28 protein-coding genes are annotated in these 26,258 nt (G+C 43.3%); 6 read left to right on the forward strand and 22 right to left on the reverse strand.

What is annotated here, in order from left to right; translation table 11 throughout:
• Window positions 1-139: 139 nt before the first annotated feature.
• Window positions 140-517, reverse strand: coding sequence for a YijD family membrane protein (locus MCT08_RS00870; RefSeq protein ID WP_172533189.1), 378 nt, complete (start codon window positions 515-517; stop codon window positions 140-142).
• Window positions 517-1,158, reverse strand: coding sequence for an HTH-type transcriptional repressor FabR (gene fabR / locus MCT08_RS00875; protein WP_053311443.1), 642 nt, complete (start codon window positions 1,156-1,158; stop codon window positions 517-519). The genes MCT08_RS00870 and fabR overlap by 1 nt, the downstream gene beginning before the upstream one ends.
• 283 nt (window positions 1,159-1,441) lie before the next feature.
• On the opposite strand from fabR, the gene sthA reads away from it, so the two are divergent.
• Window positions 1,442-2,842, forward strand: a complete 1,401-nt coding sequence (gene sthA, locus MCT08_RS00880; protein ID WP_274677712.1) for a Si-specific NAD(P)(+) transhydrogenase — start codon at window positions 1,442-1,444, stop codon at window positions 2,840-2,842.
• A gap of 122 nt (window positions 2,843-2,964) precedes the next feature.
• Here sthA and dinF read toward each other — a convergent pair whose 3' ends face one another.
• From dinF to lexA, 3 genes are all read right to left on the reverse strand, one after another.
• A complete protein-coding gene (gene dinF / locus MCT08_RS00885; RefSeq protein WP_274677713.1) occupies window positions 2,965-4,308 on the reverse strand; it encodes an MATE family efflux transporter DinF in 1,344 nt (447 codons plus the stop codon).
• Between the two features lie 89 nt (window positions 4,309-4,397).
• Complete coding sequence (locus tag MCT08_RS00890; RefSeq protein WP_274677714.1) at window positions 4,398-5,213, reverse strand: class I SAM-dependent methyltransferase; 816 nt, start codon at window positions 5,211-5,213, stop codon at window positions 4,398-4,400.
• A gap of 94 nt (window positions 5,214-5,307) precedes the next feature.
• Window positions 5,308-5,925 carry a transcriptional repressor LexA gene (lexA, locus tag MCT08_RS00895; protein ID WP_053311439.1) on the reverse strand — a complete coding sequence of 206 codons (618 nt, stop codon included), beginning with the start codon at window positions 5,923-5,925 and terminating at the stop codon, window positions 5,308-5,310.
• Window positions 5,926-6,252: 327 nt separating this feature from the next.
• Between lexA and plsB the strand changes: the two genes are divergently transcribed.
• Entirely contained in the window at window positions 6,253-8,679 is a 2,427-nt protein-coding gene (gene plsB / locus MCT08_RS00900; protein WP_274677715.1) for a glycerol-3-phosphate 1-O-acyltransferase PlsB, read from the forward strand.
• A 66-nt stretch (window positions 8,680-8,745) separates the two neighbouring features.
• Here plsB and ubiA read toward each other — a convergent pair whose 3' ends face one another.
• Window positions 8,746-9,600, reverse strand: a complete 855-nt coding sequence (ubiA, locus tag MCT08_RS00905) for a 4-hydroxybenzoate octaprenyltransferase (protein WP_172533187.1) — start codon at window positions 9,598-9,600, stop codon at window positions 8,746-8,748.
• Window positions 9,600-10,151 carry a chorismate lyase gene (locus MCT08_RS00910; RefSeq protein ID WP_274677315.1) on the reverse strand — a complete coding sequence of 184 codons (552 nt, stop codon included), beginning with the start codon at window positions 10,149-10,151 and terminating at the stop codon, window positions 9,600-9,602. The genes ubiA and MCT08_RS00910 overlap by 1 nt, the downstream gene beginning before the upstream one ends.
• Window positions 10,152-10,400: 249 nt before the next feature.
• On the opposite strand from MCT08_RS00910, the gene MCT08_RS00915 reads away from it, so the two are divergent.
• Window positions 10,401-10,808 (forward strand): flagellar basal body-associated protein FliL, encoded by a 408-nt coding sequence (locus tag MCT08_RS00915; protein WP_053311435.1) that lies wholly within the window; start codon window positions 10,401-10,403, stop codon window positions 10,806-10,808.
• A gap of 50 nt (window positions 10,809-10,858) precedes the next feature.
• Here MCT08_RS00915 and glpG read toward each other — a convergent pair whose 3' ends face one another.
• From glpG to ftsY, 6 genes are all read right to left on the reverse strand, one after another.
• The gene (glpG, locus tag MCT08_RS00920) at window positions 10,859-11,692 is read right to left on the reverse strand and encodes a rhomboid family intramembrane serine protease GlpG (protein WP_274677716.1); all 834 of its coding nucleotides are present in this window, start codon (window positions 11,690-11,692) and stop codon (window positions 10,859-10,861) included.
• 14 nt (window positions 11,693-11,706) lie between these two features.
• Complete coding sequence (gene glpE / locus MCT08_RS00925) at window positions 11,707-12,027, reverse strand: thiosulfate sulfurtransferase GlpE (RefSeq protein WP_053311433.1); 321 nt, start codon at window positions 12,025-12,027, stop codon at window positions 11,707-11,709.
• Between the two features lie 399 nt (window positions 12,028-12,426).
• Entirely contained in the window at window positions 12,427-13,284 is an 858-nt protein-coding gene (gene rpoH, locus MCT08_RS00930; protein WP_053311432.1) for an RNA polymerase sigma factor RpoH, read from the reverse strand.
• Window positions 13,285-13,460: 176 nt separating this feature from the next.
• A complete protein-coding gene (gene ftsX, locus MCT08_RS00935; protein WP_274677717.1) occupies window positions 13,461-14,429 on the reverse strand; it encodes a permease-like cell division protein FtsX in 969 nt (322 codons plus the stop codon).
• Complete coding sequence (gene ftsE, locus MCT08_RS00940) at window positions 14,419-15,093, reverse strand: cell division ATP-binding protein FtsE (RefSeq protein ID WP_053311430.1); 675 nt, start codon at window positions 15,091-15,093, stop codon at window positions 14,419-14,421. Before ftsE ends, ftsX begins: the two co-directional genes overlap by 11 nt.
• 62 nt (window positions 15,094-15,155) lie before the next feature.
• A complete protein-coding gene (gene ftsY / locus MCT08_RS00945) occupies window positions 15,156-16,379 on the reverse strand; it encodes a signal recognition particle-docking protein FtsY (protein ID WP_274677718.1) in 1,224 nt (407 codons plus the stop codon).
• Window positions 16,380-16,585: 206 nt separating this feature from the next.
• On the opposite strand from ftsY, the gene rsmD reads away from it, so the two are divergent.
• Both rsmD and MCT08_RS00955 read left to right on the forward strand, forming a co-directional pair.
• Entirely contained in the window at window positions 16,586-17,185 is a 600-nt protein-coding gene (gene rsmD / locus MCT08_RS00950; RefSeq protein WP_053311428.1) for a 16S rRNA (guanine(966)-N(2))-methyltransferase RsmD, read from the forward strand.
• Entirely contained in the window at window positions 17,182-17,448 is a 267-nt protein-coding gene (locus MCT08_RS00955; RefSeq protein WP_168523750.1) for a DUF1145 domain-containing protein, read from the forward strand. The genes rsmD and MCT08_RS00955 overlap by 4 nt, the downstream gene beginning before the upstream one ends.
• Before the next feature lie 86 nt (window positions 17,449-17,534).
• On the opposite strand, the gene MCT08_RS00960 is transcribed toward MCT08_RS00955, so the two are convergent.
• The 3 genes from MCT08_RS00960 to MCT08_RS00970 form a co-directional block, all read right to left on the reverse strand.
• The gene (locus tag MCT08_RS00960) at window positions 17,535-18,122 is read right to left on the reverse strand and encodes a YhgN family NAAT transporter (RefSeq protein WP_053311426.1); all 588 of its coding nucleotides are present in this window, start codon (window positions 18,120-18,122) and stop codon (window positions 17,535-17,537) included.
• Window positions 18,123-18,203: 81 nt separating this feature from the next.
• Window positions 18,204-18,827, reverse strand: a complete 624-nt coding sequence (locus MCT08_RS00965; RefSeq protein ID WP_274677719.1) for a lysoplasmalogenase — start codon at window positions 18,825-18,827, stop codon at window positions 18,204-18,206.
• 911 nt (window positions 18,828-19,738) lie between these two features.
• Complete coding sequence (locus tag MCT08_RS00970) at window positions 19,739-20,107, reverse strand: hypothetical protein (protein WP_053311424.1); 369 nt, start codon at window positions 20,105-20,107, stop codon at window positions 19,739-19,741.
• 218 nt (window positions 20,108-20,325) lie between these two features.
• On the opposite strand from MCT08_RS00970, the gene MCT08_RS00975 reads away from it, so the two are divergent.
• Window positions 20,326-20,655, forward strand: coding sequence for a DUF2500 domain-containing protein (locus MCT08_RS00975; RefSeq protein WP_053311423.1), 330 nt, complete (start codon window positions 20,326-20,328; stop codon window positions 20,653-20,655).
• Here MCT08_RS00975 and MCT08_RS00980 read toward each other — a convergent pair.
• From MCT08_RS00980 to MCT08_RS01005, 6 genes are all read right to left on the reverse strand, one after another.
• Window positions 20,652-21,665, reverse strand: a complete 1,014-nt coding sequence (locus MCT08_RS00980; protein WP_274677720.1) for an acyltransferase — start codon at window positions 21,663-21,665, stop codon at window positions 20,652-20,654. The genes MCT08_RS00975 and MCT08_RS00980 overlap by 4 nt on opposite strands.
• Window positions 21,666-21,755: 90 nt before the next feature.
• On the reverse strand, window positions 21,756-22,973 hold the full coding sequence (gene arsJ / locus MCT08_RS00985; protein WP_053311421.1) for an organoarsenical effux MFS transporter ArsJ: 1,218 nt from the start codon (window positions 22,971-22,973) through the stop codon (window positions 21,756-21,758).
• A 74-nt stretch (window positions 22,974-23,047) separates the two neighbouring features.
• Entirely contained in the window at window positions 23,048-23,542 is a 495-nt protein-coding gene (locus tag MCT08_RS00990) for a cyclin-dependent kinase inhibitor 3 family protein (RefSeq protein WP_053311420.1), read from the reverse strand.
• Between the two features lie 10 nt (window positions 23,543-23,552).
• On the reverse strand, window positions 23,553-24,554 hold the full coding sequence (locus tag MCT08_RS00995) for an ArsJ-associated glyceraldehyde-3-phosphate dehydrogenase (RefSeq protein ID WP_261927370.1): 1,002 nt from the start codon (window positions 24,552-24,554) through the stop codon (window positions 23,553-23,555).
• 15 nt (window positions 24,555-24,569) lie between these two features.
• On the reverse strand, window positions 24,570-24,905 hold the full coding sequence (locus MCT08_RS01000) for a metalloregulator ArsR/SmtB family transcription factor (RefSeq protein ID WP_053311418.1): 336 nt from the start codon (window positions 24,903-24,905) through the stop codon (window positions 24,570-24,572).
• 92 nt (window positions 24,906-24,997) lie between these two features.
• Window positions 24,998-26,224: an EAL and HDOD domain-containing protein gene (locus tag MCT08_RS01005; protein ID WP_274677721.1), complete on the reverse strand. Its 1,227-nt coding sequence runs from the start codon at window positions 26,222-26,224 to the stop codon at window positions 24,998-25,000.
• Window positions 26,225-26,258 lie beyond the last annotated feature (34 nt).

Raw genomic sequence — 26,258 nt, forward strand, 5'->3', positions numbered from 1 at the left:
AATGACAGAAATGAGCATCACCACCCATGGTAAGGAACACATCAAGATCCTTACCAATTCGTAACAACGGTCAACACTGCGACTCGGCTATTGCTCTTTAGTGTTGCGTTATTGATTTCTATCGCAACATTTTAAAACACTATTCAACTCGTGGCTTACCAACGAAACCTAATTTTTTCCCAACCCACAACAGCAGTAATAACGACACTAAAATAGCGAAGAAATTTGAGCCAGCATCCGGATACTGGGCTTTAATAAATGCAGAGTGGCCAAATGCGCCGACAAAGAAACACGCTAGCCCCACCAAAGGAATGTCTTCAGCAACAGGGTTTCGCAAGTATTCTTGATAAAGTGCCTGTACGGAAAGCACTAAGGCAATCACAGGGAAAATGGAAAAGGAAACGCCACTCATTGTTATCCAAGACAACAAAGCGTCACCACAAATACCAGCAACGACAGCCAGTACTAGTGTCTTTCTTTCTGATCCACGGTTGGTCATGCTATTTTCATTCGACATTACTCTATCCCGCCTTTTAGTCGATTACGTTCACGTTCTTTGCGATACCAATACGCCCCTTTGGCTAGCATTCGCAACTGCATGATCAAACGTTCAGCGAGTTCATCTCGCTCACGTCGATCTAAATCTAATGCTTCAGCACCAGAGCTAAACACCAAAGTAACCGATGATTCAGCTTGAGTAAATGCCTCTTCTCGGCTCATGCCTGTCGTCATTAAATACTCGGTTAATTCGGCAGAAAAGTGCTGTATTTCTCGTGCCACCGCGGCACGAAATTCAAAAGAGGTTCCCGAACGCTCACGCAGTAATAAGCGAAAAACGTTAGGGCTGCTTTCGATAAATTCCATGAAGGTTTCTACCGAAGTACGGATAACACTGCCTTCTTTGACAATGCGTTGACGAGCTTGGCGCATTAATTGGCGTAATAACAATCCACCTTCGTCAACCATGGTTAAGCCTAACTCATCCATGTCTTTAAAATGTCGATAAAAAGAGGTTGGCGCAATACCCGCTTCACGTGCGACTTCTCGTAGACTTAAGTTCGAAAAACTACGATCAGCGCTAAGCTGACTGAATGCCGCATCAATTAATGAACGACGTGTCTTTTCTTTCTGTAATGCGCGGATTCCCATTGATTTCATATGAGTCGGTTCTCTTTTAATCTCTGAAGCATACTATAGCGTGATTAAGAGTGTTGTCTAAGCCACAAAACTGACCTCTTTGAAGGAAATGACAAATTAAACGACAACATGAATAATTTTCAACCACTTCCAAAGAAATAAGCGAAAGTCACACCATAAAATAACGTTTTTATATAATCCGCGTGATCCTCTCCACTCTCTCACTGCAACATCATTTACCACACTCCTAGATCAGTTAAAATCTCGCTACAGCAATGTTAAATAAATACAACAAGGAATAGATATGGCTAACATGAACCACTTTGATGTCATTGTCATTGGCAGCGGCCCTGGCGGTGAAGGGGCTGCAATGGGATTAACCAAAGCCGGGTTGAATGTCGCCATTATCGAAAAAGAGAGCAGTGTCGGTGGAGGCTGTACGCATTGGGGGACAATCCCATCCAAAGCTTTACGCCACGCGGTGAGTCGTATTATTGAATTTAACAGCAATCCCCTATTTTGTGCCAATAACACCAGTTTACACGCCACTTTTTCTGACATTTTAGGTCACGCAAAAACCGTTATTGATAAACAAACTCGCTTGCGCCAAGGCTTCTATGATCGCAATGAATGTACCTTGATTTTCGGCACAGCAAAATTCACGGGGAGTAATACCGTTTCAGTCACGCAAAGCGATGGCACTATCGAGCACTATACGGCAGATAAATTTGTCATCGCCACCGGTTCGCGCCCTTATCGACCTGCGGATGTTAATTTCAACCATGAACGCGTTTACGACAGCGATTCTATCCTTTCTCTTAAACATGACCCTCGCCACATCATCATTTACGGTGCTGGTGTTATCGGTTGTGAATACGCTTCGATTTTCCGTGGATTAGGTGTCAAAACCGACCTAATTAACACCCGTGATCGCCTATTGTCGTTTCTGGATAACGAAACCTCCGATGCTTTGTCATACCACTTTTGGAACAGTGGTGTTGTGATTCGTAATGATGAAACGTATGAAAAAGTAGAAGGCACTGAAGACGGAGTCATTATTCACCTTCAGTCTGGCAAAAAAATGAAAGCCGATTGTCTGCTTTACGCTAATGGACGTACTGGTAATACCGATAAATTAAACTTGGCCGCCGTCGGTTTAAGTGCCGATTCACGGGGCCAGCTTGCCATTAATAGCAATTACCAAACAACGGTTGAACATGTTTATGCGGTGGGTGATGTGATTGGCTACCCAAGCTTAGCAAGTGCTGCGTATGATCAAGGGCGCTTTGTTGCTCAAGCGATTACTCAAGGGCAAGCGCAAGGGCATCTCATTGATGATATTCCTTCCGGGATTTACACCATTCCAGAAATTAGCTCTGTTGGGAAAACAGAACAAGAGCTAACCGCGGCCAAAATTCCATATGAAGTAGGCCGATCTTCTTTTAAACACCTAGCTCGCGCGCAGATCGCAGGAAAAGACATCGGAAGTTTGAAAATTCTATTCCACCGCGAAACCAAAGAAATTTTAGGTATTCACTGCTTTGGTGAGCGTGCCGCTGAGATCATCCACATCGGCCAAGCCATTATGGAGCAAAAAGGCGAAGCGAATACTATCGAATATTTCGTTAATACTACCTTCAACTACCCAACTATGGCTGAAGCCTATCGTGTGGCGGCGTTGAATGGGCTTAACCGCCTATTCTGAATTAGCGGTGTGTGGAATGTAATTAGCATGGATGAAACGTAGTAAGTATCAATGTGCAGCAATGCACATTGATATATGCAACTAAAAGAGCTTAAGCGATTGATGAGATGATCTTGCTGCGGCTAGTGCAAAAATTCACCACGTCGCCATTGAGAAAGCAATACAATACCAAGTCCAATACCTCGCATGGCCATGAAGCTAAGCATCGCAAGCCATAGTGCATGGTTATCTAAAAATGATAATGTGTAGAACACTCCAAAGAAACAACACATGGCAACAAACATACTATTGCGCATCTCTTTACCTTTGGTCGCACCAATAAAAATACCGTCTAGCAAGAAACACCACATCGCCGTTAATGGCATCGCCACCAGCCATGGTAAATAGCGCAGAGCTTCTAACTGCACACTGTTAATATCAGTGATCAAAGTGATCAATTGCGATCCCGCAACGGCAAAAGCGATAGTTAATAGCAAGCAAATGATCGCACTCCAAAAGAAGCTCCCGATGATAGCTCCTTTGAGTTGTTGCTCGCTCTTCGCGCCAATAGCTTTACCAACCATGGCTTCCATCGCGTAGGCGAAACCATCCATGCCGTAAGAAATCATCATCAAAAAGCTCATTAATACTGCGTTTGCTGCGACGGTTTGATCACCAAAAGCAGCCCCTTGAAAGGTCATAAAGCTAAACGCTGCTTGCAGGCAAAGTGAACGCAGGAAGATATCTCGATTCAATTTTACAAAACGCGCGATACCATGAGTTGCGGTCGACAATAATGTAAAAGGTGAAGGCAGTTTTTGAGCAACCCAGTAGCGCCAGACACAAAATAGCCCAAAGCTCATACCGGCATAATCGGCAATTACAGATGCCAACGCCGCCCCTTCAACTTTCCAATCGAAGCCGATGACAAAGACAATATCAAGTACGATATTAGTTAGGTTGGTAATAATCACCATCCACATCGGGGCTTTTGCATTTTGCGTACCGAGCAACCAACCTAACAACACAAAATTAGCTAAGGCCGCAGGTGCGCTCCACGCACGGATCAAAAAATATTGTAAACCGTAATGCTTAACTTCATCACTGGCACTACTGAATGAAAAAATGGCCTCACCCAACACTCGGTGTAATAACAAAAATAGCAAAGCAAAGACCAATGCCATCAGTAAGCCTTGAATGAAAACTAACGCCAGTTGCTTTGAACTTTGTGCACCATACGCTTGAGCTGTTAAGCCAGTGGTCGACATACGCAGAAAACCCAGCAACCAAAACGCCACACTGATCATGGTACTGCCAAGCGCCACGCCCCCTAAATACCAAGCGTGTTCAAGATGGCCAATAACAGCGGCATCCACCAAACCTAAGAGCGGAATAGTAATGTTGGAAAGCACCATCGGAATGGCGAGCAATAATACCTGCTGGTGCACAGCACGATTAGACAAAATCTGGAGAATAGATTGCGACACGTTGACCTCTCTCAATAGAAAGCAAAGTGTAACTGAGCCGTAAAGTGGCGGCTAGATCTTACTCAGGAAGGAGAGCCGTATTACTCAATTTACCAATGGATATGAACCAAAACAGGGGTCAAACGTTGTTTTGAGACAATCACTTTGCTCAACCAACGTTGCCACCATTTCCAACGGCCACAATGACTGTCTAATGGAGAATATGTTTTGACTGATTCAGCCCAGGGTAAACAATTAAATATTGCCTCACTCGGTATACGAAAACCGTGCTGATAGTGGCCTGAACCCATACTTTGCCCCAGAGCTGAGGCTGTCTTATCGCCAGCTAACATCAAACAAGCACTCGCATGAGAAAAATACAAACCTAATGCACGAATAAAACGTGTTAGCTGGTGTGCATTACAATCTAATAACGCATGTTCGCATACCATCAGTACTGGTGCAGAATCCGTAATGGTTAACGTATCTAACCATTGCAAATCATCAACACTACCGCACACATATTGGTAACGTTCACTATGATGAAACAGTTTTTGTCGCCACAATAAATTTTCGGTTATATCCAGCTCAATCCACTGACAACGTCCATTGTCGACCCGATAAAAACGCGTATCTAACCCCGCCCCAACATTAATGATGACACCATCGGGGTGACGCTCAATAAACGCTCGGACCTGCTGATCACATAATTGGGTTAACGTAGCGTGTAGTAACTGTTTTTGGTCAATATTACCGGATAAGCACTCAGGTGCTAACTGGCAGCGCTGACAAGCCGTTGCAGCAATGGGATCATAAACCAAACCATTATCAACCAAGCTTTCACGGCTACGAAACCATAATGGCTGAACTAAATTGGTAGGTATCTGGTAACGTTTTAAAGTAGAAGGTTTAGGTGGCATCATCATCTTCCTTGAGTATCAGCAAAGAAGATGATAATGAATATCAATTGCAAAATCAATTTATTGAGAATTAATCTCAATACATCCGATTAAGTTTAGGTTACATCCAGTCGGTGTTACGAATGATTCCAACTGCAATGCCTTCAATCGTTAATTGTTGCGCATTTAAATCAACTTCAATCGGTGAAAACTCTTGGTTTTCAGCATGCAGTAAAACCGTTGAACCTTTACGCTCAAGTCGTTTCACCGTGACATCATCTTCTACACGCGCGACTACCACCTGACCATTACGCACGTCTTGCGTTTTATGAACTGCGAGCAAGTCACCATCCATAATGCCGATGTCTTTCATACTTTCACCATGAACACGCAATAAAAAGTCAGCTTGCGGTCGAAACATACTAGGGTCGACTTGATAATGAGCTTCAACGTGCTCTTCGGCCAAAATAGGCTCACCAGCTGCGACTCGACCAATTAAAGGTAAACCGGTTTCTTCATTAGCCGCTTCAAGCAGAATGCGGATACCGCGTGATGCACCGGGAATAATTTCAATGGCTTGCTTACGAGCCAATGCTTTTAGATGTTCTTCTGCTGCATTGGCAGAACGAAAACCAAGCTCTCGTGCAATTTCGGCACGGGTTGGTGGCATTCCTGTCTCATCAATTTTGCTACGGATAAGATCAAATACTTGTTGTTGGCGTGGCGTTAACGGCTTCATGAGTCACCTGTCTGTTTATACAGTTAACTGTGAGTATATCCAGTAATATGATAAATGGAAGAGTAAGTGTTTATTTTTTAGCTATTTGTAGAAATTGGGCAAGTTGTTGACTCCGTGTTTTTCCGTTCTACTCATCCCACATCGAGCGAAATGATGTTTTACTAATCAATAAAAATTAAAAGGTTTGACCAGTTTCTGGTATTCTTGCCGTTCAAAAATAGTTAGCTGCTTAGGCGTATATCAATTTTTCTTGTTTCTTATTGTTTTTACTTGGGAAATTGAAATGCGTTTAGGTTTATTGAAATATTCTTGAGGCTATGAACCTTTATGTCTTCTGGACACTCATTCTCACGTTCATTACTAAAACTGCCATTATCAGTTTTGGTCAAAGGCACGGCGATTCCTTCAAATCCAATTGAAGATCACGGCATCGATGTTAATAAGCCCATTGTATACGCCTTACCTTTTCGCTCTAGTGTTGATTTACTTACACTTCAAACTCACGCGAAACAGCTCGGACTACCTGATCCTTTACAACCACTTGAGTTAAACGGTAAAAGCTTTCAACGTTATGTCTTTATTTCTGCACGTCCAACATTAGTACAGAATGATCAACACATCCCAAGTGACTCGATTACGCTCTTTTCTGAACTGCTTGAAATGCATCAATTTGATACAGAATTAGATGTGCAAGTGATCCCTGCAACAGTACTTTGGGGACGCAAGCCAGGTAAGGAAGGTCAAGAAAAGCCTTACCTACAAGCCATGAATGGATTACAAAAAGCGCAAGCCGTCATCTTAGCTGGGCGCGACTGCATGGTGCGTTTCAGCCCAGTAGTTTCTATCCGTTATATGGCAGATGCCCACGGTACCGATGCCTCCATTGCGCACAAATTGGCGCGTGTGGCTCGCATTCACTTTTCTCGTCAAAAACTGGCCGCTTCTGGTCCAAACTTACCGAATCGCCAGGCATTATTTAACCGCTTGATAAAATCACAAGCGATTGAAAAAGCGATTGAAGATCAAGCCAAAGCACAAAATATCTCTATCGAAAAAGCGCGTAAAGAAGCGCATGACATTATGGATGAGATTGCGGCTGATTTTTCTTACTCACTGGTAAAAAAAGGCGATCGGATTTTAGGCTGGTTGTGGAACCGCATTTATCAAGGCTTAAACATTAACAACGCAGCTACCGTTCGCCGCCTTGCACAAGATGGACACGAAATCGTATACGTTCCTTGTCACCGTAGTCATATGGATTACCTACTGCTTTCTTATGTTCTATACCATGAAGGCATGGTGCCTCCGCATATTGCAGCCGGTATTAACCTCAATTTCTTTCCTGCAGGCCCTATTTTCCGCCGTGGCGGGGCATTCTTTATTCGCCGTAGCTTTAAAGGCAATAAACTCTACTCAACTATTTTCCGCGAATATTTGGCTGAGTTATTTGCTAAAGGCTACTCGGTAGAATATTTCAGCGAAGGTGGTCGCTCGCGTACTGGGCGCTTATTACCGGCGAAAACCGGCATGCTTGCTATGACAATTCAAGCAATGTTGCGAGGCCTTAACCGACCAGTCACACTGGTGCCAGTATACATTGGCTATGAACATGTTATGGAAGTCAGTACGTATGCCAAAGAGCTACGAGGTAAACGTAAAGAAAAAGAGAACGCGGGGCTTGTTCTACGTACCATTCGCAAACTGCGCAATTTCGGACAAGGTTATGTCAACTTTGGCGAGCCAATTCAACTCAACCAATACTTGAACGAGCAAGCGCCAGAATGGACGCAAGATATTGACCCAATGGGCTCGACGAAACCGCAATGGATGAACCCAGTCGTCAACCAACTTGCAACTAAAATGATGACACACATTAATGATGCGGCCGCTGCGAATGCACTAACACTCTGTGCGACCGCTCTGCTCGCTTCACGTCAAAGTGCTCTCTCACGTGATAACTTAATCAAGCAGATCGACTGCTATTTATCACTACTCAATAATGTGCGCTATTCAGAAACCTGTACCGTGCCTAAAGCGAGCGCAGAAGAGTTGGTCAAACATGCTGAGTCGCTCGATAAGTTTGTCATTGAAACGGACACTATGGGTGAAATTATTTCGCTTGATCGTAATCAGTCGATTTTGATGACCTACTATCGTAATAACATTATTCATCTGTTTGCGATCCCATCAATGATTGCACAAATGCTGATTCGCCAACAAAGTTTGTCATTGGATCAAATCAAAGCCAATGTGGCACTGGTTTATCCATTCTTAAAACAAGAGCTGTTCTTAAGTTACGCACAAGATCAACTAGCCGATGTGGTCAGCGATTATATTGATGAGCTCCAACGCCAACAATTAGTCAGTGTAAACGATGACGGTATGGTCACCATCAACCAAGCAAAAACTCAAGTTTTGATGCTGCTAGGCCGTACCATTTCAGAAACACTGCAACGCTACGCGATTTCGTTGAACCTGTTGGTTGCAAACCCAGACTTAGGGAAATCAGATTTAGAGCAGAAAAGCCAAGAAATTGCTCAGCGTCTTGGTCGCTTACACGGCATCAACGCACCAGAGTTCTTCGATAAAGGGGTTTTCTCTGCAATGTTTGTCACGCTAAAAGAACAAGGTTATTTAGAGCTTGATGGCAACTGTAACCGAGAACCGACCACACAGCTTGCACGCTTACTCTATTCGATGCTCTATCCTGAAATTCGCTTAACCATTCAAGAAAGCGTCTGCCAAGTCGACTAACGGCAAGAAACCACAAAGGCATCATGATGATGCCTTTGTTTTACCTACCCCGTGGAAGTCACACCTCTACCAAAAGGCGATTAGAAGCCCCAAGGTTAATACCATACCAACATGGTTATTATTCAAAAATGCATCAAAGCATAAATCACGATCACGATGACGGATTAAACGTTGCTGATAAACAAACAACGCTGCCGCGGCAAGCACACACCAGTAGAAACTTGCCCCTAGGTGATAGTATCCCCCCAATGCAATCATCATCACTAACACTAGCAATTGTAAAATACCGATGATCATCTTATCAAAACGACCAAACAAAATGGCCGTTGATTTAATGCCAATTTTGATATCATCGTCGCGGTCAACCATGGCGTATTGTGTGTCGTATGCCACTGTCCATACCGCGTTAATCATAAAAACAAACCACATCACCATCGGCAATTCATTCGCTTGTGCTGCCCATGCCATGGGAATCGACCAGCTAAATGCCAAGGCTAAAACTAACTGTGGAAGATGGGTATAACGCTTCATAAAAGGGTACACAAACGCTAATACTATCCCAGCAAATGAAAGCTGAATCGTCAGCGGATTCATAGTCAGTACTAGCAAAAACGAGGTCACGCCTAGTACCAAAAATAGGATAATCGCCTCTTTAGTGCTGACTATCCCTGCGGGTAGTGGCCGCTGTTTGGTTCGTTTGACATGCCCATCCACTTTACGATCGGCAAAGTCGTTGATCACGCATCCAGCCGAGCGCATCAACAAAACTCCCAGCACAAAAACCACTAACACATGAAGATCCGGCACTCCTTGCGCAGCAATAATCAATGCCCACAACGTCGGCCAGAGCAGCAATAACGAACCAATTGGACGGTCCATTCGCATTAACTGCCAATAAGCACGGGCCTTAACTAAGGTCATTAGACTCTCTCCTTAGAGTAAATAGGGCAAGACGGTAAAAACAGTTCCGCCACTAACATGGGTTTGTGGTTCATCCATAATCGAGAACGGCGCGCGAGAAATTCCCCCTTAGCCGTTTTAGCCCACCCGACTTGTAATGCATCACGATTAACGTTCTCAGCGCTAAAAACCGTCAGCCCAAGAGGAATTTTACCTTGACGAGTTAAATCATATTGCTGACCAAGCATGGAAGATTGTGGAATCAAGGTTCGACCCACTACCCATGGTTCGCTATCACCACACAATACCACCTTGCGTAATAAGCATTCTTCTTTCGATAACAAAGCAATTTCATCATGTTGCAAACGTTCTGCTTTTACTATTTTATTGTGCAGTAGCTCGACACCCAATTGCTGGCAATGCTTTTCTAAAACACGAGATAATGAGCCTTGCTCCAAAAGCCAAGACTGAGAAACCTGATCTGGGAAGCAAAAATCGTCAGGTTGCTGCCAAATTACTTCACGTAAAGCAGACAGATAGAGCGAAATTGATTGATTCATACTAGTATTCAATTAGTGGCTTTATCAACATACAATAAAGATCCATTTTGGAGTTAAAATAACCACAGAAAACGCGCTCTCTCAGAAATACTGATTAGGTTAGAAATCAGAAACCCATCCATAAAAAATGACTGGGTGGAAGAAGCTGACACAGCATATTCCTAACAACGAGATAGGCATTTTGATTACAATTAGATGCTCTATTGTAACAAGACTAAAGCGATTCGAGTATCGTGAACAGAAGAAAGAAAAGATAGAAATATGCTTAAACGTTATGTAGCCCAAATAATTATCGCCATGAGCCTACTTTGTGCCCTACCCAGTAAGGCCGAAGAAGAAGGCGTACCTAAACTCGCTTACTTTACCTTGGAACCGGATCTGACAACGAACTTTTTTACCAAAGGGAAAAAACTTGGTTATATTCAAGTTCGCATCGATGTCATGGTGGCCAATAGTAAAGATTTACCCATCGTTGAACTGCATCAGCCTCTTATACGTGATGCCGTAGTCGAGTTACTTGGTAAGCAGACAGAAGAAACCATCAAGTCTCTTGCTGGACGTGAAGACTTAAGAAAGTCACTGGTAGAACAATTAAATGCAGTATTGCTACCAGAAACGGGACGAACCGTTATTGCTGATTTACTGTTTACTAAATACATTTACCAATAAAGCGGCAACAGCCGCTTTATTTTTTCCACTTTGCTCACCGCTGAAAGCAACTAACGAGCGCGATAGCGAGAGGCGTCATTAAGCCCCAAAGCAACACCAGCAACTAACCCTGCTAGGTGAGCACTGTTGGCTATCGCCATGAAAGGTTGTACAAAACCAAGAACTAACCACACCAACATAAAACCGATGAGCGGCTTAGGCATTTGCAAACCAACATTAGGGGCTCTCCAATCGAGCATCCATAAATATCCAACCAACGCATAAACCACACCCGATAAACCACCAAAATTAGCGCCTTCAACCCAGTACTGAGCTGCACCGGATAAGGCGGCTGATAGTAAAAATAACTGGCCTAGTTTGAAAGAGCCCAATTTTTTTTCAATATCCCCACCTAATTGCCACCACCATAACAGGTTAAAAACAATGTGCAGCACTGAGAAATGAAGCAACGCGTGACTAAACCAACGCCAAATTTGCCATTGCTGGCCAGTAACGGCAGGAAAATGCAATGCGGAAAAAACCTCATTAGCCAACCCGAATTGCTGAAGAGTAAAAATCACAAGGCAGACACTCATTACACCCAAAGTTAAAGGGCCTGCTTTTGCTTTAACCATAGCTAACATGCTCGGAGAACGGTATTGAAAATGGTTATTGCGAGTTTCGGCGACATCCCAAGAGGCAGCTTGGTATTTTTTGTTATTCGGATTTTGCAAAAATTGTGTCAGCTCAGCTTCCGTTTCAACTTGGTATTGGTCGTCTAGCAGCCATAATACAAACTGACCACTCCCCTCTGGCATCATTTGGATCTCGATACGTCGAGATGCCATGTAATCAATAAAAGCTTGCGCCATTCTGGGGTTATTGAGAGTGATCAGCCTTAACATATATTTGTATTGTCCTAGTTGGTTACTATTGGTAAGTTGGCGCGATGCCAAGCTTCAAATCCACCATCAACACTATACACCTGTTCAAAACCTTGGTTAACCAGATACTGCGCAGCTCCTTGGCTACTAATACCGTGGTAACACATCACTAAAACTGGCTGCTCAAATTCAGTATCGTTCATGAAAGCCACCATAGTGTCATTGGTTAAGTGGAAAGCGCTTTGGGCATGTGCCACTGTAAACGACTGCGTATCACGAATATCCACCAATTTCGCATTATTTTGTTCAATTAAAGCTTGTGCTCCATGAGCATCAATATGTTGAAATTTATCCATCACTTTCTCTTTCTATCCGCATTGTTTTTAGACACTCATTGTAACCTATACAATATCGATCAAGTACACAGCCTTTATAAGGTTATCCACCACTGAACACTTTATCGCCATTTGTGGATAATCTTGTGGATTACGTTGATAAAGTAGCAAAGTGAAAATTGATCCACAACATGTAGTGATGATCCTTACTTTTCTGTGTGTAACGTAATACATATCCCCAAACATAAAACGCTGTTCAAGCCTTGATTTAAACGACTTGATGACAGCTCACAAATAATTTTGTCACAGAGTTATCCACAACTCATAACGATAAATTGTGTCACTTATTTTCGATCGGATATAAAAAAACCGAGATCATAAAGATCTCGGCCTTCAAATAACTCTTATCGCGTTAAGAAGTTAGAATTCGCCAACAGCCTCTTTCAACTTCTTCATTGCGTTCTTTTCAAGCTGACGAATACGCTCAGCTGAAACGCCATACTCTTCTGCCAACTCTTGCAGTGTCGCTTTTTGGTCATCTAACCAACGCGAACGTACAATATGTTGACTCCGCTCGTCTAAGCTTGCTAATGCTAAACTTAAACGATTATTGGTGTGGTGTTCCCAATTCGCTGCTTCAACATTTTCAGCTAGATCTGAGTGCTTATCTTCAAGATAAAGCATTGGTGCACTGTAAGAAGCACCTGAGTCATCATCGTCAGCCGACATTTCAAATGTCGGATCTTGTGCGGCTAAGCGAGATTCCATTTCACGCACTTCAGCAGGGGCAACCCCTAGCTCACGAGCAACAGTTTCTACTTCACTGTTATTGAACCAACCTAAGCGTTTTTTAGACTTGCGTAGGTTAAAGAACAATTTACGCTGCGCTTTCGTTGTGGCAATTTTCACAATACGCCAATTACGTAGCACGTATTCGTGGATTTCGGCTTTGATCCAATGCACAGCAAATGAAACCAATCTGACCCCGACTTCAGGGTTGAAACGCTTCACCGCTTTCATCAAACCGATATTACCTTCTTGTACAAGATCAGCCATTGGCAGACCGTAACCAGAATAACCACGAGCAACGTGAACGACGAATCGAAGGTGCGATAAGATCAACCCTTTCGCGGCTTCAATTTCACCTTTGTAATGTAATCGCTCTGCGAGTGACTGCTCCTCTTCCTGCGTCAGCATTGGGTAGCTGTTCACTGAACGAATGTAGCTGTCTAAGCTATCTTGTGAAACGAGAGCCATTGTATACGTTTGGTTTGTCATTCAATTCCTCATCAATATCTGATCTGGAGTAATGGATGTTTTAACCCGCCAATCCTGAACCCAAAATGAACAAGAATCAAGCAGGGGGAAGCTATTATGCATAAACAAATCGTCTATACAAGCCCGCAATGTATGGCCAAGTCATAGTTATTAACCATTTTTTTGACCCCCTTCGACTAAACTGGCTCAATTTCTTTTAAATGGCGCTTAGCAGAAACTTTTGCAGCAATGCAGCCTAAGAAGGTGCCAAGCATAAGTAGTAACAAAGATTCATCCCAACTCAGTCCAATTAGGCGAAAACGGCTGTCATAAAGCAACGCGAGATCTTCCACTGCACCGTTTAGCAGGACTGTAATGAAAGCGGTTAACAACCAAGCGGCACACGCCCCTAATAAACCAAACCACATCCCTGAGTACAGATAGGGACGTAATATGTATCCATCAGTGGCTCCAATCAGCTTCATGGTTTGGATTTCATCTTTATTGGCCTGTACATTAAAACGCAATGTATTACCAACAATCAAAAATACTGACCCCAACATCAAAACAGATAAGCTAGCAACGATCACGGTCGCTAAAGTACGGATTGCATCTAGTCTTGCAAGCCAGTCTTCATCTAAACGCACATCGGTTACGTCTTGCTCAGTCTGTATTTTTTGCGCCAAGGCTTTGATTTGACCTTGCAGCTCAACGTCTGGGGTAACAATTAATACACCAGGTAAAGCGTAATCATCCAATAAGCTTATTGCCTGTTCAAAACCGGCATATTGGCTAAGGTCAGCCAGCCCTTGCTGCGAAGAAATATACTCAACACTAGCGATATCCGCTAAGCTTTCTAGCTCATCCTTCAACACCATGATCCGAGCTTCTGGTGTGTTTTCTTGTAGGTAAACACTTATTTGTGAAGGACTGGTTACATTGCTCGCAACAGAGGCAATATTTTTGCTTAATAGGTACATACATGCTGGCATTGCCAAAGCCATTGAAATTACAGCCAGAGTAAGGATATTACCGAGTGGTCGTAGCCATAATGATGAAAATGAGGCTTTAGCTTGCTTAAAATGAACCGTGAAAAAACTATCGGTTTTCACGCGTTTTGGCTCACGCACTTTCGCATTTTTCTTATTGTTTGGCTTAATTGCCATAGTCTTCTACCTCGCTTAAAAATCCTTGATTAAGCTCTAAATGACGGTATTGAGGACGTGTATTCACTAAGCTAATATCGTGTGTTGCCAAAATAATAGAGACACCAGCACGGTTAAATTCTTCAAACAGTTTAAGCACTCGATTAGAAAGTTCGGGATCTAAGTTTCCGGTCGGTTCGTCAGCGAGTAATAATGTTGGGCGGTTAACGACCGCTCTTGCGATACCAACGCGTTGCTGCTCGCCGCCAGAAAGCTGACTCGGCAAGCAACGTGCTTTATCAAGTAAATCGGTTTTATCTAAGGCAGCCGATACGCGGCGTTTAATCTCACTTTCAGAGATCGATTCAATTCGCATTGGCAGCGCCACATTATCAAAGACGGTTCTGTCCATCAGTAAACGATGATCTTGGAACACGATCCCAATATTACGGCGTAAAAATGGAATATCTTGGTTTGGAATGCGCGTGATATCGTGGCCGTTAAAGCTTATCCGCCCATCGGTTGGACGTTCGATAGCACAAATTAGCTTCAGCAAAGTACTTTTCCCTGCGCCCGAATGACCACCTAAAAATGCCATTTCTCCACGACGTAAGTGAAAATCAACTTTTTGCAGTGCCTGACGGCCACCGCGATACGCTTTGCTCACTTGTTGAAATCTAATCACTCGCTATTCCCCTACCAGTGCCTTATTGGTTAATGAGGTGCTCAAGGAGCACCTTAACGATCTTATTCTTCGCGGCTAAATAGCGCCTCGATAAATTGCTGCGTTTCGAATGGACGCAGATCATCGATCCCTTCTCCAACACCAATGAAGCGAATAGGAATTTCAAACTGGTTCGCTAAGGCAAAAATAACGCCACCCTTTGCGGTGCCATCAAGTTTAGTCAAAGTAATGCCTGTCACCGGAGCCACCTCACTAAATAATTTGGCTTGGCTAATGGCATTCTGCCCAGTCGCGGCATCTAAGGTCAGCATAATTTCGTGCGGAGCTGAATCATCAATTTTCTTCATTACCCGCACAATTTTACGCAACTCTTCCATTAGGTTGCTCTTGTTTTGCAAACGACCCGCGGTATCAGCGATAACCACATCAACACCACGCGCTTTGGCAGCCTCGATCGCATCATAAATAACAGACGCACTATCTGCGCCAGTATGCTGCGCGATGACGGGAACATTATTGCGCTCACCCCACACTTGCAACTGCTCTACCGCAGCGGCGCGGAAAGTGTCTCCCGCAGCCAGCATGACTTTCTTACCTTGTGCTTGAAATTGCTTGGCAAGCTTACCGATGGTCGTCGTTTTACCGACACCATTTACCCCTACCATCAAAATGACATAGGGCGTTTTACTGCTATCAACCACCAACGGCTGCTCGACTTTAGCCAGAATATCTGCCATTTCATCTTTGAGTAAACCATACAGTGCTTCACCATCTTTTAATGCTTGGCGAGATGCTTTCTCTGTTAGGTTATTAATAATTTTAAGCGTGGTGTCCATACCCACATCGGCGATCAATAACTGTTCTTCTAGCTCTTCAAAAAGATCGTCATCAATTTTTTTGCCTTTAAAGAGGCCAAAAAAACCGGCGCCTATATTGGCTTTAGTACGAGTTAAACTGCGCTTTAAACGAGCGAAAAAGCTTTCGCTTGGCTTTTCTTGCTCTTGAACTCGAACTTCTGCTTCTGCTTCTGCTTCTGCTTCTGCTTCTGCTTCTGCTTCTGCTTCTGCTTCTGCTTCTGCTTCTGCTTCTGCTAAAACAGTGTCAGACTCATGCATTACCTCAGCAACGACTGTTTCTTCAATTTCTGCTGTTTCTGCATGTTCAACCACTGTTTCTTCAACTACAGATTGATCTTCAGTTTGCTCTTTTGCTGTGGTTGGTTTGCTTGATTCTTCTTCACCAAAACCTAGCCAAGAGAGTAATCCGCGTTTCTTTTTTTCCGTCATCTGGGGATATCCTAGATTTACTAAACTAACTACGACCTTTTTCTTAAAGAATTATCTCTCTTAAGAAAAAGAAAAATGACAAAGCAGTGAAAACTTTCCAATTAGCTTGGTAAACTTTGTCATTATTAAAATTCAATGGCTATGCCAACACCCATCTTGGTGGGTAGACTGGACATAGTATCACTTTATTAGCGGTCAAAAAATCTATGGTAAGACGTCGCCAGCAAAACTCATCACAAAATAAGCCATCCACCGGCTTTGTTCGCATTATTAGTGGTTTATGGAGAGGTCGTAAACTGCCAGTTCATGACGCCCAAGGACTTCGCCCAACGACTGATCGCGTCAAAGAGACGCTATTTAATTGGTTGGCACAAGAAGTTCCTGGTGCAAAATGTCTCGATTTATTTGCCGGCTCCGGTGGACTCGGGTTTGAAGCTGCATCCAGACAAGCGGAATCAGTGACACTGATTGAGCTCAATCCGACCGCTTTTAAACAAATTCAGCAAAATATCGCTGCGCTCAACGCCTCAAACGTGCAAGTGGTGAATAGCGATGCGCTGACGTTTCTACAACAAGTTGGCACACCTCAACATATCATCTTTATCGACCCTCCATTTCGCCAAGGTTTACTGAATGAAACCGTAACACTTTTGGAGCAAAACGGCTGGCTTGCAGACGATGCAATGATCTATATTGAAACTGAAAAAGAACTTCCTCTTGATGGCATCCCAAACAATTGGCGCCTACACCGTGAAAAAACGGCAGGCCAAGTGAGCTATCGACTCTTTGAAAGGACATCCGAATGAAAGTGTTACTCGTATTAGCAAAAGCGGCCATTGCTTTTGTTTGGTTTATTTTATTACTTAATATTTTTATGCCATTCCCAGGGAAAGCGGCTATTGCGCTTTATATTATGACGGCATTTTTATTCATCATGCATGGCCTGCAAATGCTGATTTTTATTGGCGCATTCGGTGATAAGATAAACATGAGCCGTTGGGAGAAATGGTCAATTCTTGTGTTTGGAGTCTTCTCACTGCTCGATATTCGCCGTAAACACATGATGTAACCCCTCGCTATAAAAAGGAAAAAGCCGCACACTGCTTACCAGTTGTGCGGCTTTTTTCATTGGTAAGTTTAACGGTATTCTTTTTCCTACATACCCATATAACTTTTCACGCCATTGAGGAACATTTGGGTCGAAATCATTACCAACAGCAGCCCCATTAACCGCTCTACCGCTTTCAACCCTCGCTCACCTAATACCTTATGGAAGAAGTTATAGAACATAAGAATGAGGAAGGTTCCGCCCCACGCTAGCAGTACCGCGCCAGAGAGCTCTAATAATTTATCGGGATGCTGAGTCGAGAGTAAAAGCAGCGCGGCAATAACAGAAGGCCCTGCAATCATTGGTATTGCCATCGGGACTATAAACGGCTCCTCACCCGCAGCCAAACCGGTGATGCTGCCTGCGCTTGGGAAAATCATCTTAATTGAGATGATAAATAAAATAATACCACCAGAGATGCTCAAGGTTTCAGGTTGCACGTGCAAAAAGCCCATAATGCTTTTCCCAGCAAAGAGAAACAGCATCAAAATAATCAGCGCAAAGAAAAGCTCACGAATTAGGACCACTCGACGGCGCTTTGGATCGAGATGCTTCAATATCGATAGCATGATCGGCAAATTGCCAAGTGGGTCCATGATTAAAAATAGCATGGTTGCAGCCGATAGAATTTCCATCTCGCACAACTCTCATTAGTTCAAAGTTGGCGCAGTATATCAGCCTAATTTACAGATTTCGATGCTAGTCACAGCCAGTGTTTATAAAACCACAGATGCGGTGATCAAAGCTTGAGCCAACAGATAGCTGCCCGAAATTAAATAGCGGCCAAATGGAAGAGGACGACGGTAATCATGAATAGCTAACAAAAGGGCTGACATTATTAGCACTAAGCTACCCACAAATCCGCACACAGCCCCTACGGTATGAGCTTGTAACCATAGCTCACCGGAAGCCCACGCCAATTGGATTAACATCAACCCCATAATAGCAACGGGAAAAATTAATGTATCAATTTGAGGAAGCAGTAGAAAAAAGGCAACGATACTGGCTGCAATCAGCAATGCGGGTAACCACCACACCATCACTCCTGAGAGTTGTAACCAAAATGCTTTGCTGTACATCAGTTGCGCTAAAAGAAAGGTGGCAAAACACACTCTTGGGTAGCGCTGTAGTACATGCAAACTATCAGCGAATGCGGATACGCATAAACCGAGACTAATCCATAAAATCGGAGAAGATAACTGGCTTGTTTGGCTCAATAAGATAACAACCAACAGCAACATACTGAATGTTTTAAACATTACCGCTTGTTTTATGTTGTTACTTTCAAGTGCAGAAATACTGATGAATCCTGACAAAGCAACGGAGAGCCAGCTCCACATGTCATTACCCCTTTATGAATCTGCCGCCAGTGTAGGGATGTGGTCGTTGAAGTCCAGCATATGACTACAAAAGTTGGATCTTGATAGCGAATCCACGGATTCACTTCGCGTTGTTTAAAACAGATAAATAATAAGCCCCCGACTAATACTTATCCAACAACATACACTTTTGCAGTCCAGCACCACCCCACCATAGAAAACACTGTTTTTTATTGAATTTAAAAAGAAACACCAACCAAAAAACGCACATATCACTGACCATAATTTTTAAATTAGAAATAAAAAATCAAATAAAAACATATAACTATAAAAAACAAGCCATCATAAAACCACACAACCCAACCAGAAGCAAAATCAAAGCGATAATCATGAGATTAATATCAATAAATACCGTGCTAACCAGATAGCAATACATCCACCACTAAAAAACCATTCATTTTTTCTCAGAAAATGAGAATTCACCAAACTTTGACAGAGCGAGATCCACCAAGCACCAAAACCAGAAAAAACCATACCAACAACAATAATTCAAACTTTAAAAATCAATAAAAAACAATAAGATAAAAAACAAAAGGTTAAATAAAACCCAACAAGCACACTATACAACCACTTCAAAAACATAACTAAACATAGCCAATACAGGTCAATACAGGCCACTTTTAGTTATATTTTTAGATACTTCATCAAATTGATGTTGATCAAGCCACTAAAGTAGTGCTATTGTAAAAGACATAAGATGGATTCACTAATTTAAAGGAGCAGTGTTATGATTTCTTCATCTCAAAAACAGGGACTTGTAATGATCGCAGTTATCGTTGGACTAATGACACTGCCGATGATGTACTAAGTACTGAATACAAAAAATGGGGATGCACATGCATCCCCATTTTTTTATCAAATTTTTAACTATCTCATTGTAAATGTTTAGATAAAACTTCCCAATGCATGTAGTAAAACGCCAATGCAGCAAGTGTAATCAGAGTCATCAATGAAATCGCAACACGCCAAATAAAACGGCCACTCCGCGGGGTCAACTCCTTCTCACACTCTCCACAAACATTCAAAAACTCTTTACGATTATCTAATTGGTACCCCTCTTCGTGTACCACCTTATTACGAATTGTCGCAATATAACGCAGCTTACTAATCACATCGTGTGGCAAGCGCTCTTCACAACTAGTGATCAACTGGTGAAGGCCTTTACCGTTGGCGTGATACTGCTCTCTTAGTAAGGTTTCTAATTTACGCGTTCGCAGTACAACTTGTTCAATATCAGACATGGCCGCCCTCCTTTGCCAATCATAGTGGAGCTTAACTATCTGTATCATACTTTTTCGAAGGGTTATGACTTATTTTAGTTGGCTAACCTGCCAATAAAGTGTGATATCAGCCGAAAAAAAATTCTCTAAACAATTCTAGATCACGCTTTGCTGAGACTTATAACTCTTTAATATATGTTGCTCGTTAAAATAGTGACTTCATCCCTAAGGAGTGCATCATGCCATTTTTCTTGATCATCACAGTAGCTTTACTGGCCATTGCAGCAGCTTGGGCATTTAACCATTTTTATCGTCGTCACATGCAAGGTGAGAATGCTCCCGAGCGTACAGCCAATGTCACCATAATCGACAAACAATCCATTGCTATTCCCCACCCTCGCCCCGGTGAAGAAGACCAAGAGTTCTGGATTTATGTCCAGAAAGGCAAAATAGGCCCTAAACGAGAATTCCAAGTTGGCGTACATTATTACCATGCATTAAACCCAGGCGACCAAGGGACGCTGACCTATTGCGGTCATAAATTTCTACACTTTGCTCTCAAACGCTAAGGGAGTAGCCAACGCGTTTTAGCCGAACGGGAAACAAGCCAGCTGACAGCGAGTGATCCCGCACCACTGACTATAATCCACAACGGAATAACCCAAACTGGATGCCCTTGATCCCATCCATATGCCTTCACGGGCCATAAGAAAATCGGATGTAAAATATAAATGCCCAAGCTGTATTGACTGATAAAACTCACCACTTGATTTGTACGGGCAGATAACCCCTCACCAAAATAACGGCACAGCATAAAGACCATGCTGGCAGCTAACACCACATTTAGCGTTTTATAAGAAAGCCAGCGTCCTATCGTATACTCACCAGCCGCAATACTATGGCTCGTCACCATCCATATCGTCGTAAATAGAGCAATGCCTCCAAGTAGCGTGGCCGTTGCGACCGATAGACGATTTAACGGCACTTTTTGATAAAGGATATAACCTAAAGGTAAGTAACCAGAAAATAACCACAGTTCATGACTCCAGGGGCCATCAATCCCGAACAGGAATAAGGTGGTCGTAAGTAACCATACACCGACCAATGCATACAAGGCTTTATCATCTACTCGTCTCACCAAGACTTGCAGAAATGGAATCACAAAATAGAGCGGAATAAAGTAGTAGAAAAAGCCAAGATGGTAGTAAGTCGCATGCTCAGGGCTATGGATCAATACATCTTTAACCACTTGAGCATTAAACCCGTCAGCACTCCAGCCGGACAAATAAGCGTAAAACAACGACCAAATTAAAAATGGCAGTAACACTTTGCCTAAACGTCGCTTTACATAATATTTCGCATCAAAAGGGCGTCGATCACTGAGCATTAATGCACCGGAAATAAGAATGAATACCGGAACAGCCCAACGGCTAACGCTATTAACAGTAATTGCGGTCAGCCACTGCTCAAAAGGAATATCACCAAATTGCTGACGATAAGGAGCCAGAACATGAATGCCAATAACAGCAACCGCTGCCACACAACGGAGAAGATCAAAAAAGAGGACACGCTGTCTCATAAGCTACTCATTTGAAAAGAAACTTGTCTGACTATAGCAATAAAAATAAAGACGCAGCGAAGCACTGCGTCAAATTTAAGTTAAAAAGTATTAAACCGTTTGTAATGAAGCTTTAGGTAATTTGAAAGAAATTAAGGTCGTGATGGCAAGAAAAGCAAATGATACCCATAAACACGCCGCCAACCCAGCCACTTGAAACACGTAGCCTGAAAGAATAGTGCCAATTAGGCGCCCCATGGCATTGGCCATGTAATAGAATCCAACATCCAGTGACACGCCATCACCTTTGGCATAACTGACAATCAAATAAGAGTGGAGCGAAGAGTTAACCGCAAAAACAGCACCAAACAACATCAGCCCGATGACAATCACCCACTGCGGCTGCCAACCTATTTGTACACAATAGGCAATCAAAGCTGTGATTACGGCAAGTAAACCAACCCACCCGACAGCCGCGCTACCATCCGGTACTTTTCCTTGCGCTTTTCCTGTTATGCGCGGTGCAATACTTTGTACCATACCGTAACCAATTACCCACGCAGCAAGAAAGCCACCTACCCACAAATGGTCCCAACCAAACACAGTGCCAAGATAAACAGGCAAAGCCACCACAAACCAAACATCACGAGCACCAAATAAGAATAAGCGCGCCGCAGATAAAATATTTACTGAGTCTGATTTAGAAAAAAGCTGGCTAAATTTTGGTTTGTTTTTCGCTTTGCCAAGATCGGTATCGAGTCCAATTAAGCTACCAATCAACACCAAACCAAGCATACTAGCCATTAAAATCACTGAATATTGGAAGCCAAACAAAGACAGCAGTACTCCACCAAGGAAGAAACCAACCCCTTTCAACGCATTTTTAGAGCCAGTTAGGATGGCGACCCATTTATATAATGCGCCTTGCTGATCATCAGGCACCAACGTTTTGATGGCACTTTTGGCACTCATTTTGTTGAGATCTTTCGCAATGCCTGAGAGTGCTTGCGCCGCCATTACCCACACAATGGTTAACCACTCATTGGGAACCGCCAGCATACTCAACGCAACAATCTGCATCAGCAAACCGATGTTCATGGTTTTATTCAAGCCTAAACGTGCTCCTAGCCAACCACCGATCAAGTTAGTCACAACACCAAAAAACTCATAAAACAGAAACAGAGAAGCGATGGCGAGTGTGCCGTAACCCAAGTCGTGAAAATACAGCACCACCAGCATGCGTAAAGCACCATCTGTTAGTGTGAAGTTCCAATAATTAAACGTCACTAAAATGTATTGTCGGATACTTTTTTCCAATGTTGAAAACATAAGATAGCCACTGTAAGCATTGAAAGGAGAGGTTAATGAGCTTTGAGAACATCATAGTCCCAAAGCTCATCATATTAGGCAGATTGAGCAACAGCCTGGATATAGTCACATTGAACTGGCTTGGTAAAAGCCCCCGGACGCAGCACTTGAACACGTTCAATGATCGTATTGATATCCCAACCACGATCTAACAAAAGATGAGCAGCGAGTAACCCAGTTCGACCAGAGCCTCCCATGCAGTGCAGCGCAATTTTTTGCTTGTTGTCCAACAGTGACTGCAATTGTGGTCCAATGCTTGCCCATTGAGAGGCAAAGTCAGCATCAGGGGCACAATCATCTTCAATAGGTAGATGGAACCACTGCATATCAAGCGCTTGGGTCATTTCACCTAGCGCTAGCACGCCTTTCTCTTGCATTTCACTAGTATTGATTGCCGTCACAAGCGCGGCTACCCCTTGCGCTTTTAGCTGACGCAGTGATGTTTCCAAGCTTACGCCCTTCGTGCCCGGACATGGTGTAAGGATTAATGCCGCTTCATCAACCGCTAATTCCCAAGTTGGATGTGTCATTTCTAGCTCCCTATACCAAGCCAACATTACGGACCAGCTCTGCGGTGCGCGTTGCGTAGCCCATTTCATTGTCATACCACGCGTAGATCTTCACCATGCGTTTACCGACCACCATCGTTGACAGTGCATCGACAATGGTTGAGCGTTGATCGCCTTTATAGTCAATCGACACTAATGGACGTTCTTCATAACCAAGAATACCTTGCAGTTCACCTTGTGCTGCTACTTTCAGCAGTGCATTGACTTCTTCCGCTGTGGTGTCTCTTTTGACATCAAAGATAATATCGGTCAACGAGGCATTCGCCAGCGGCACACGTACCGCGTGACCATTAATTTTTCCTTCCAGTTCTGGAAATATTTCGACAATGGCAGTCGCGCTGCCTGTGGTAGTCGGAATTAAACTGGTACCACAAGCTCGAGCGCGGCGTAAATCTTTATGCGGCGCATCCAAAATAGTTTGTGTGTTGGTTAGGTTATGAATAGTCGTAAATGAAGATTGCTCAATGCCTAGTTGCTCATGAATCACTTTAACAATCGGGGCAATACAATTCGTTGTGCAAGAAGCCGCCGTGACAATACGATGCAGCTGTGGATCAAAAATATGGTCATTGACCCCGACAACAATATTGGCAATACCCTCTTCTTTAACAGGCGCAGAAACGACCACTCGCTTTACTCCCTGCTCAAGATACTGATTCAAAAAAGAGCGGCTACGGTGCACGCCTGTCGCCTCAATAACGACATCACATCCCGACCAATCAACACTGGCAATTTCACGCTCTTGAGTCGTTTTAATGCGTTGACCATTGATGATAATCATCTCTTCATCTGCACTAACCGCATGCTGCCAACGCCCTTGTACAGAGTCAAATTCGAGCAAATGAGCCAAGGTCTTAGCATCACCAGCGACATCGTTGATCTGTACAAATTCTATTTCTGACCAATCAAATGCGGCGCGCATTGCCAAACGACCGATACGGCCGAATCCATTAATTCCTACTTTAATCGTCATGATTATCTCTCTTGTTCAGGCACATGGGCGCTGAGTTTCTGTCTGTAAACGTTGGCTGTCAGCAGCATATTGCTGCTGCAGACAATTTGAATTTTTAAGTCCTTCAATTACTTTACGCAACCAACCAGGTAATTGATTGGATACTTGGTAATAGACCCACTGCCCATGGCGCTCATCCACCAGCACCCCAGATTGACGAAGTAGGGCTAAGTGGCGTGATATCTTCGGTTGGCTTTGTTGCAGGGCGCCCGTTAACTCGCACACACATAAGCGTCCTTCACGGGCAATAAGCAACAAGCACCGCAGGCGGGTTTCATCGGACAACATTTTAAAAAACTGATGAGGCAACATATTTCAATCTCATACATACGCATATCCATATATATTAGAAATAAAAAAACACGCGTCAAGGCGCGTGCTCTTCATGTCATAAAAAATTCACGTTAAATTAAGCGATTCACATCTTGGCTCCAACGCAACGCGGCAGATAATTCGTCACTGACAACGCCTAACTCCAAACCAAGCGCATCACAACGCGCTTCCACACCTTGCCAATCGGCTTGTTCAAAGCACTCTTCTAGCGCTAACAGCTCACCAATAGGACCTTCACGCCTTTGCAGGGCTATTTTCACCGCGTCAGAAAGCGGTAATTGTTCGACAAGCTCTTCAATAGAGATATCTAACAGAGCATCCAATACGGAAAAAAGACCAATCAAAAAAGCCTGTTCACGGTATTCGCATAGCGAGTGATGACTTGCCATTAACTGACAAAACTGAGCTCGCTGCAACGATAAGTTATACAACTCTTTCGGCTTCTTAGATGAAACGAACGAAGCCACGGCCAATGAAACAAACGTTTTCAACCGGTCTTGACCAAGGTAAACCAGAGCCTGACGAAAAGAGGAAATCGGCATCGAGAGGCGATCCGACATGGTATTAACAAATCTGAGCAGTTTGTATGACAACGCAACATCTTGCGACATAATGCACTCAATTCGCTCAAAATCGACGTCAGGTTTACACACTTCACGAAACAGCTCTAACGCGATAATTTGCTCGGGGCTAACGTAGCGTTGCTTAATGATCTGTGGCTTACTGAAAAAATAGCCTTGGAAAAAAGTAAACCCAGCGGAGCGCGTAACATTAAATTCATGCTCAGTTTCTACTCGCTCTGCCAAAAAACGTCGCTTACTTCCCTCTGCAATCCGCTTACGAACAAATTCGCACGCTTCTTCCAAGCCCAGCGCCATAATATCGAGTTTAACGATGTGCACATAAGGTAGGAATCGTTCCCATTCAGGCGAATACACAAAATCATCCAACGCCACAATATAACCGCGCTTATAAAGATCTTTAATCACATCCAATAACTCATCACTTGGAGCACAAGTTTCCAACACTTCAACCACGATTTGATCTCTTGGCAAGGTCAGTGGCAGACGACGAATTAAACTCTTATAGGGGAAATTGATGAAACAACGCGATTTGGCAATTGCAGGATTCATCCCAACAGAGAGGAAGTTTTCAACAATCAGACGATAAGTGGCACGATTTGACTCAATATGAGCAGGGAAAGCATTATTTTCTCCGTCTCGAAATAGGAGTTCATAACCAAGCGTGTGTTGCTTCGCGTTGAGAATCGGTTGTCGAGCTACGTAGGTATAATACATCTAACTAACGACGACTTGAGTAAGTAGCAACACG

This window comes from Vibrio aestuarianus, from assembly GCF_028858425.1.
Lineage (GTDB): Bacteria > Pseudomonadota > Gammaproteobacteria > Enterobacterales > Vibrionaceae > Vibrio > Vibrio aestuarianus.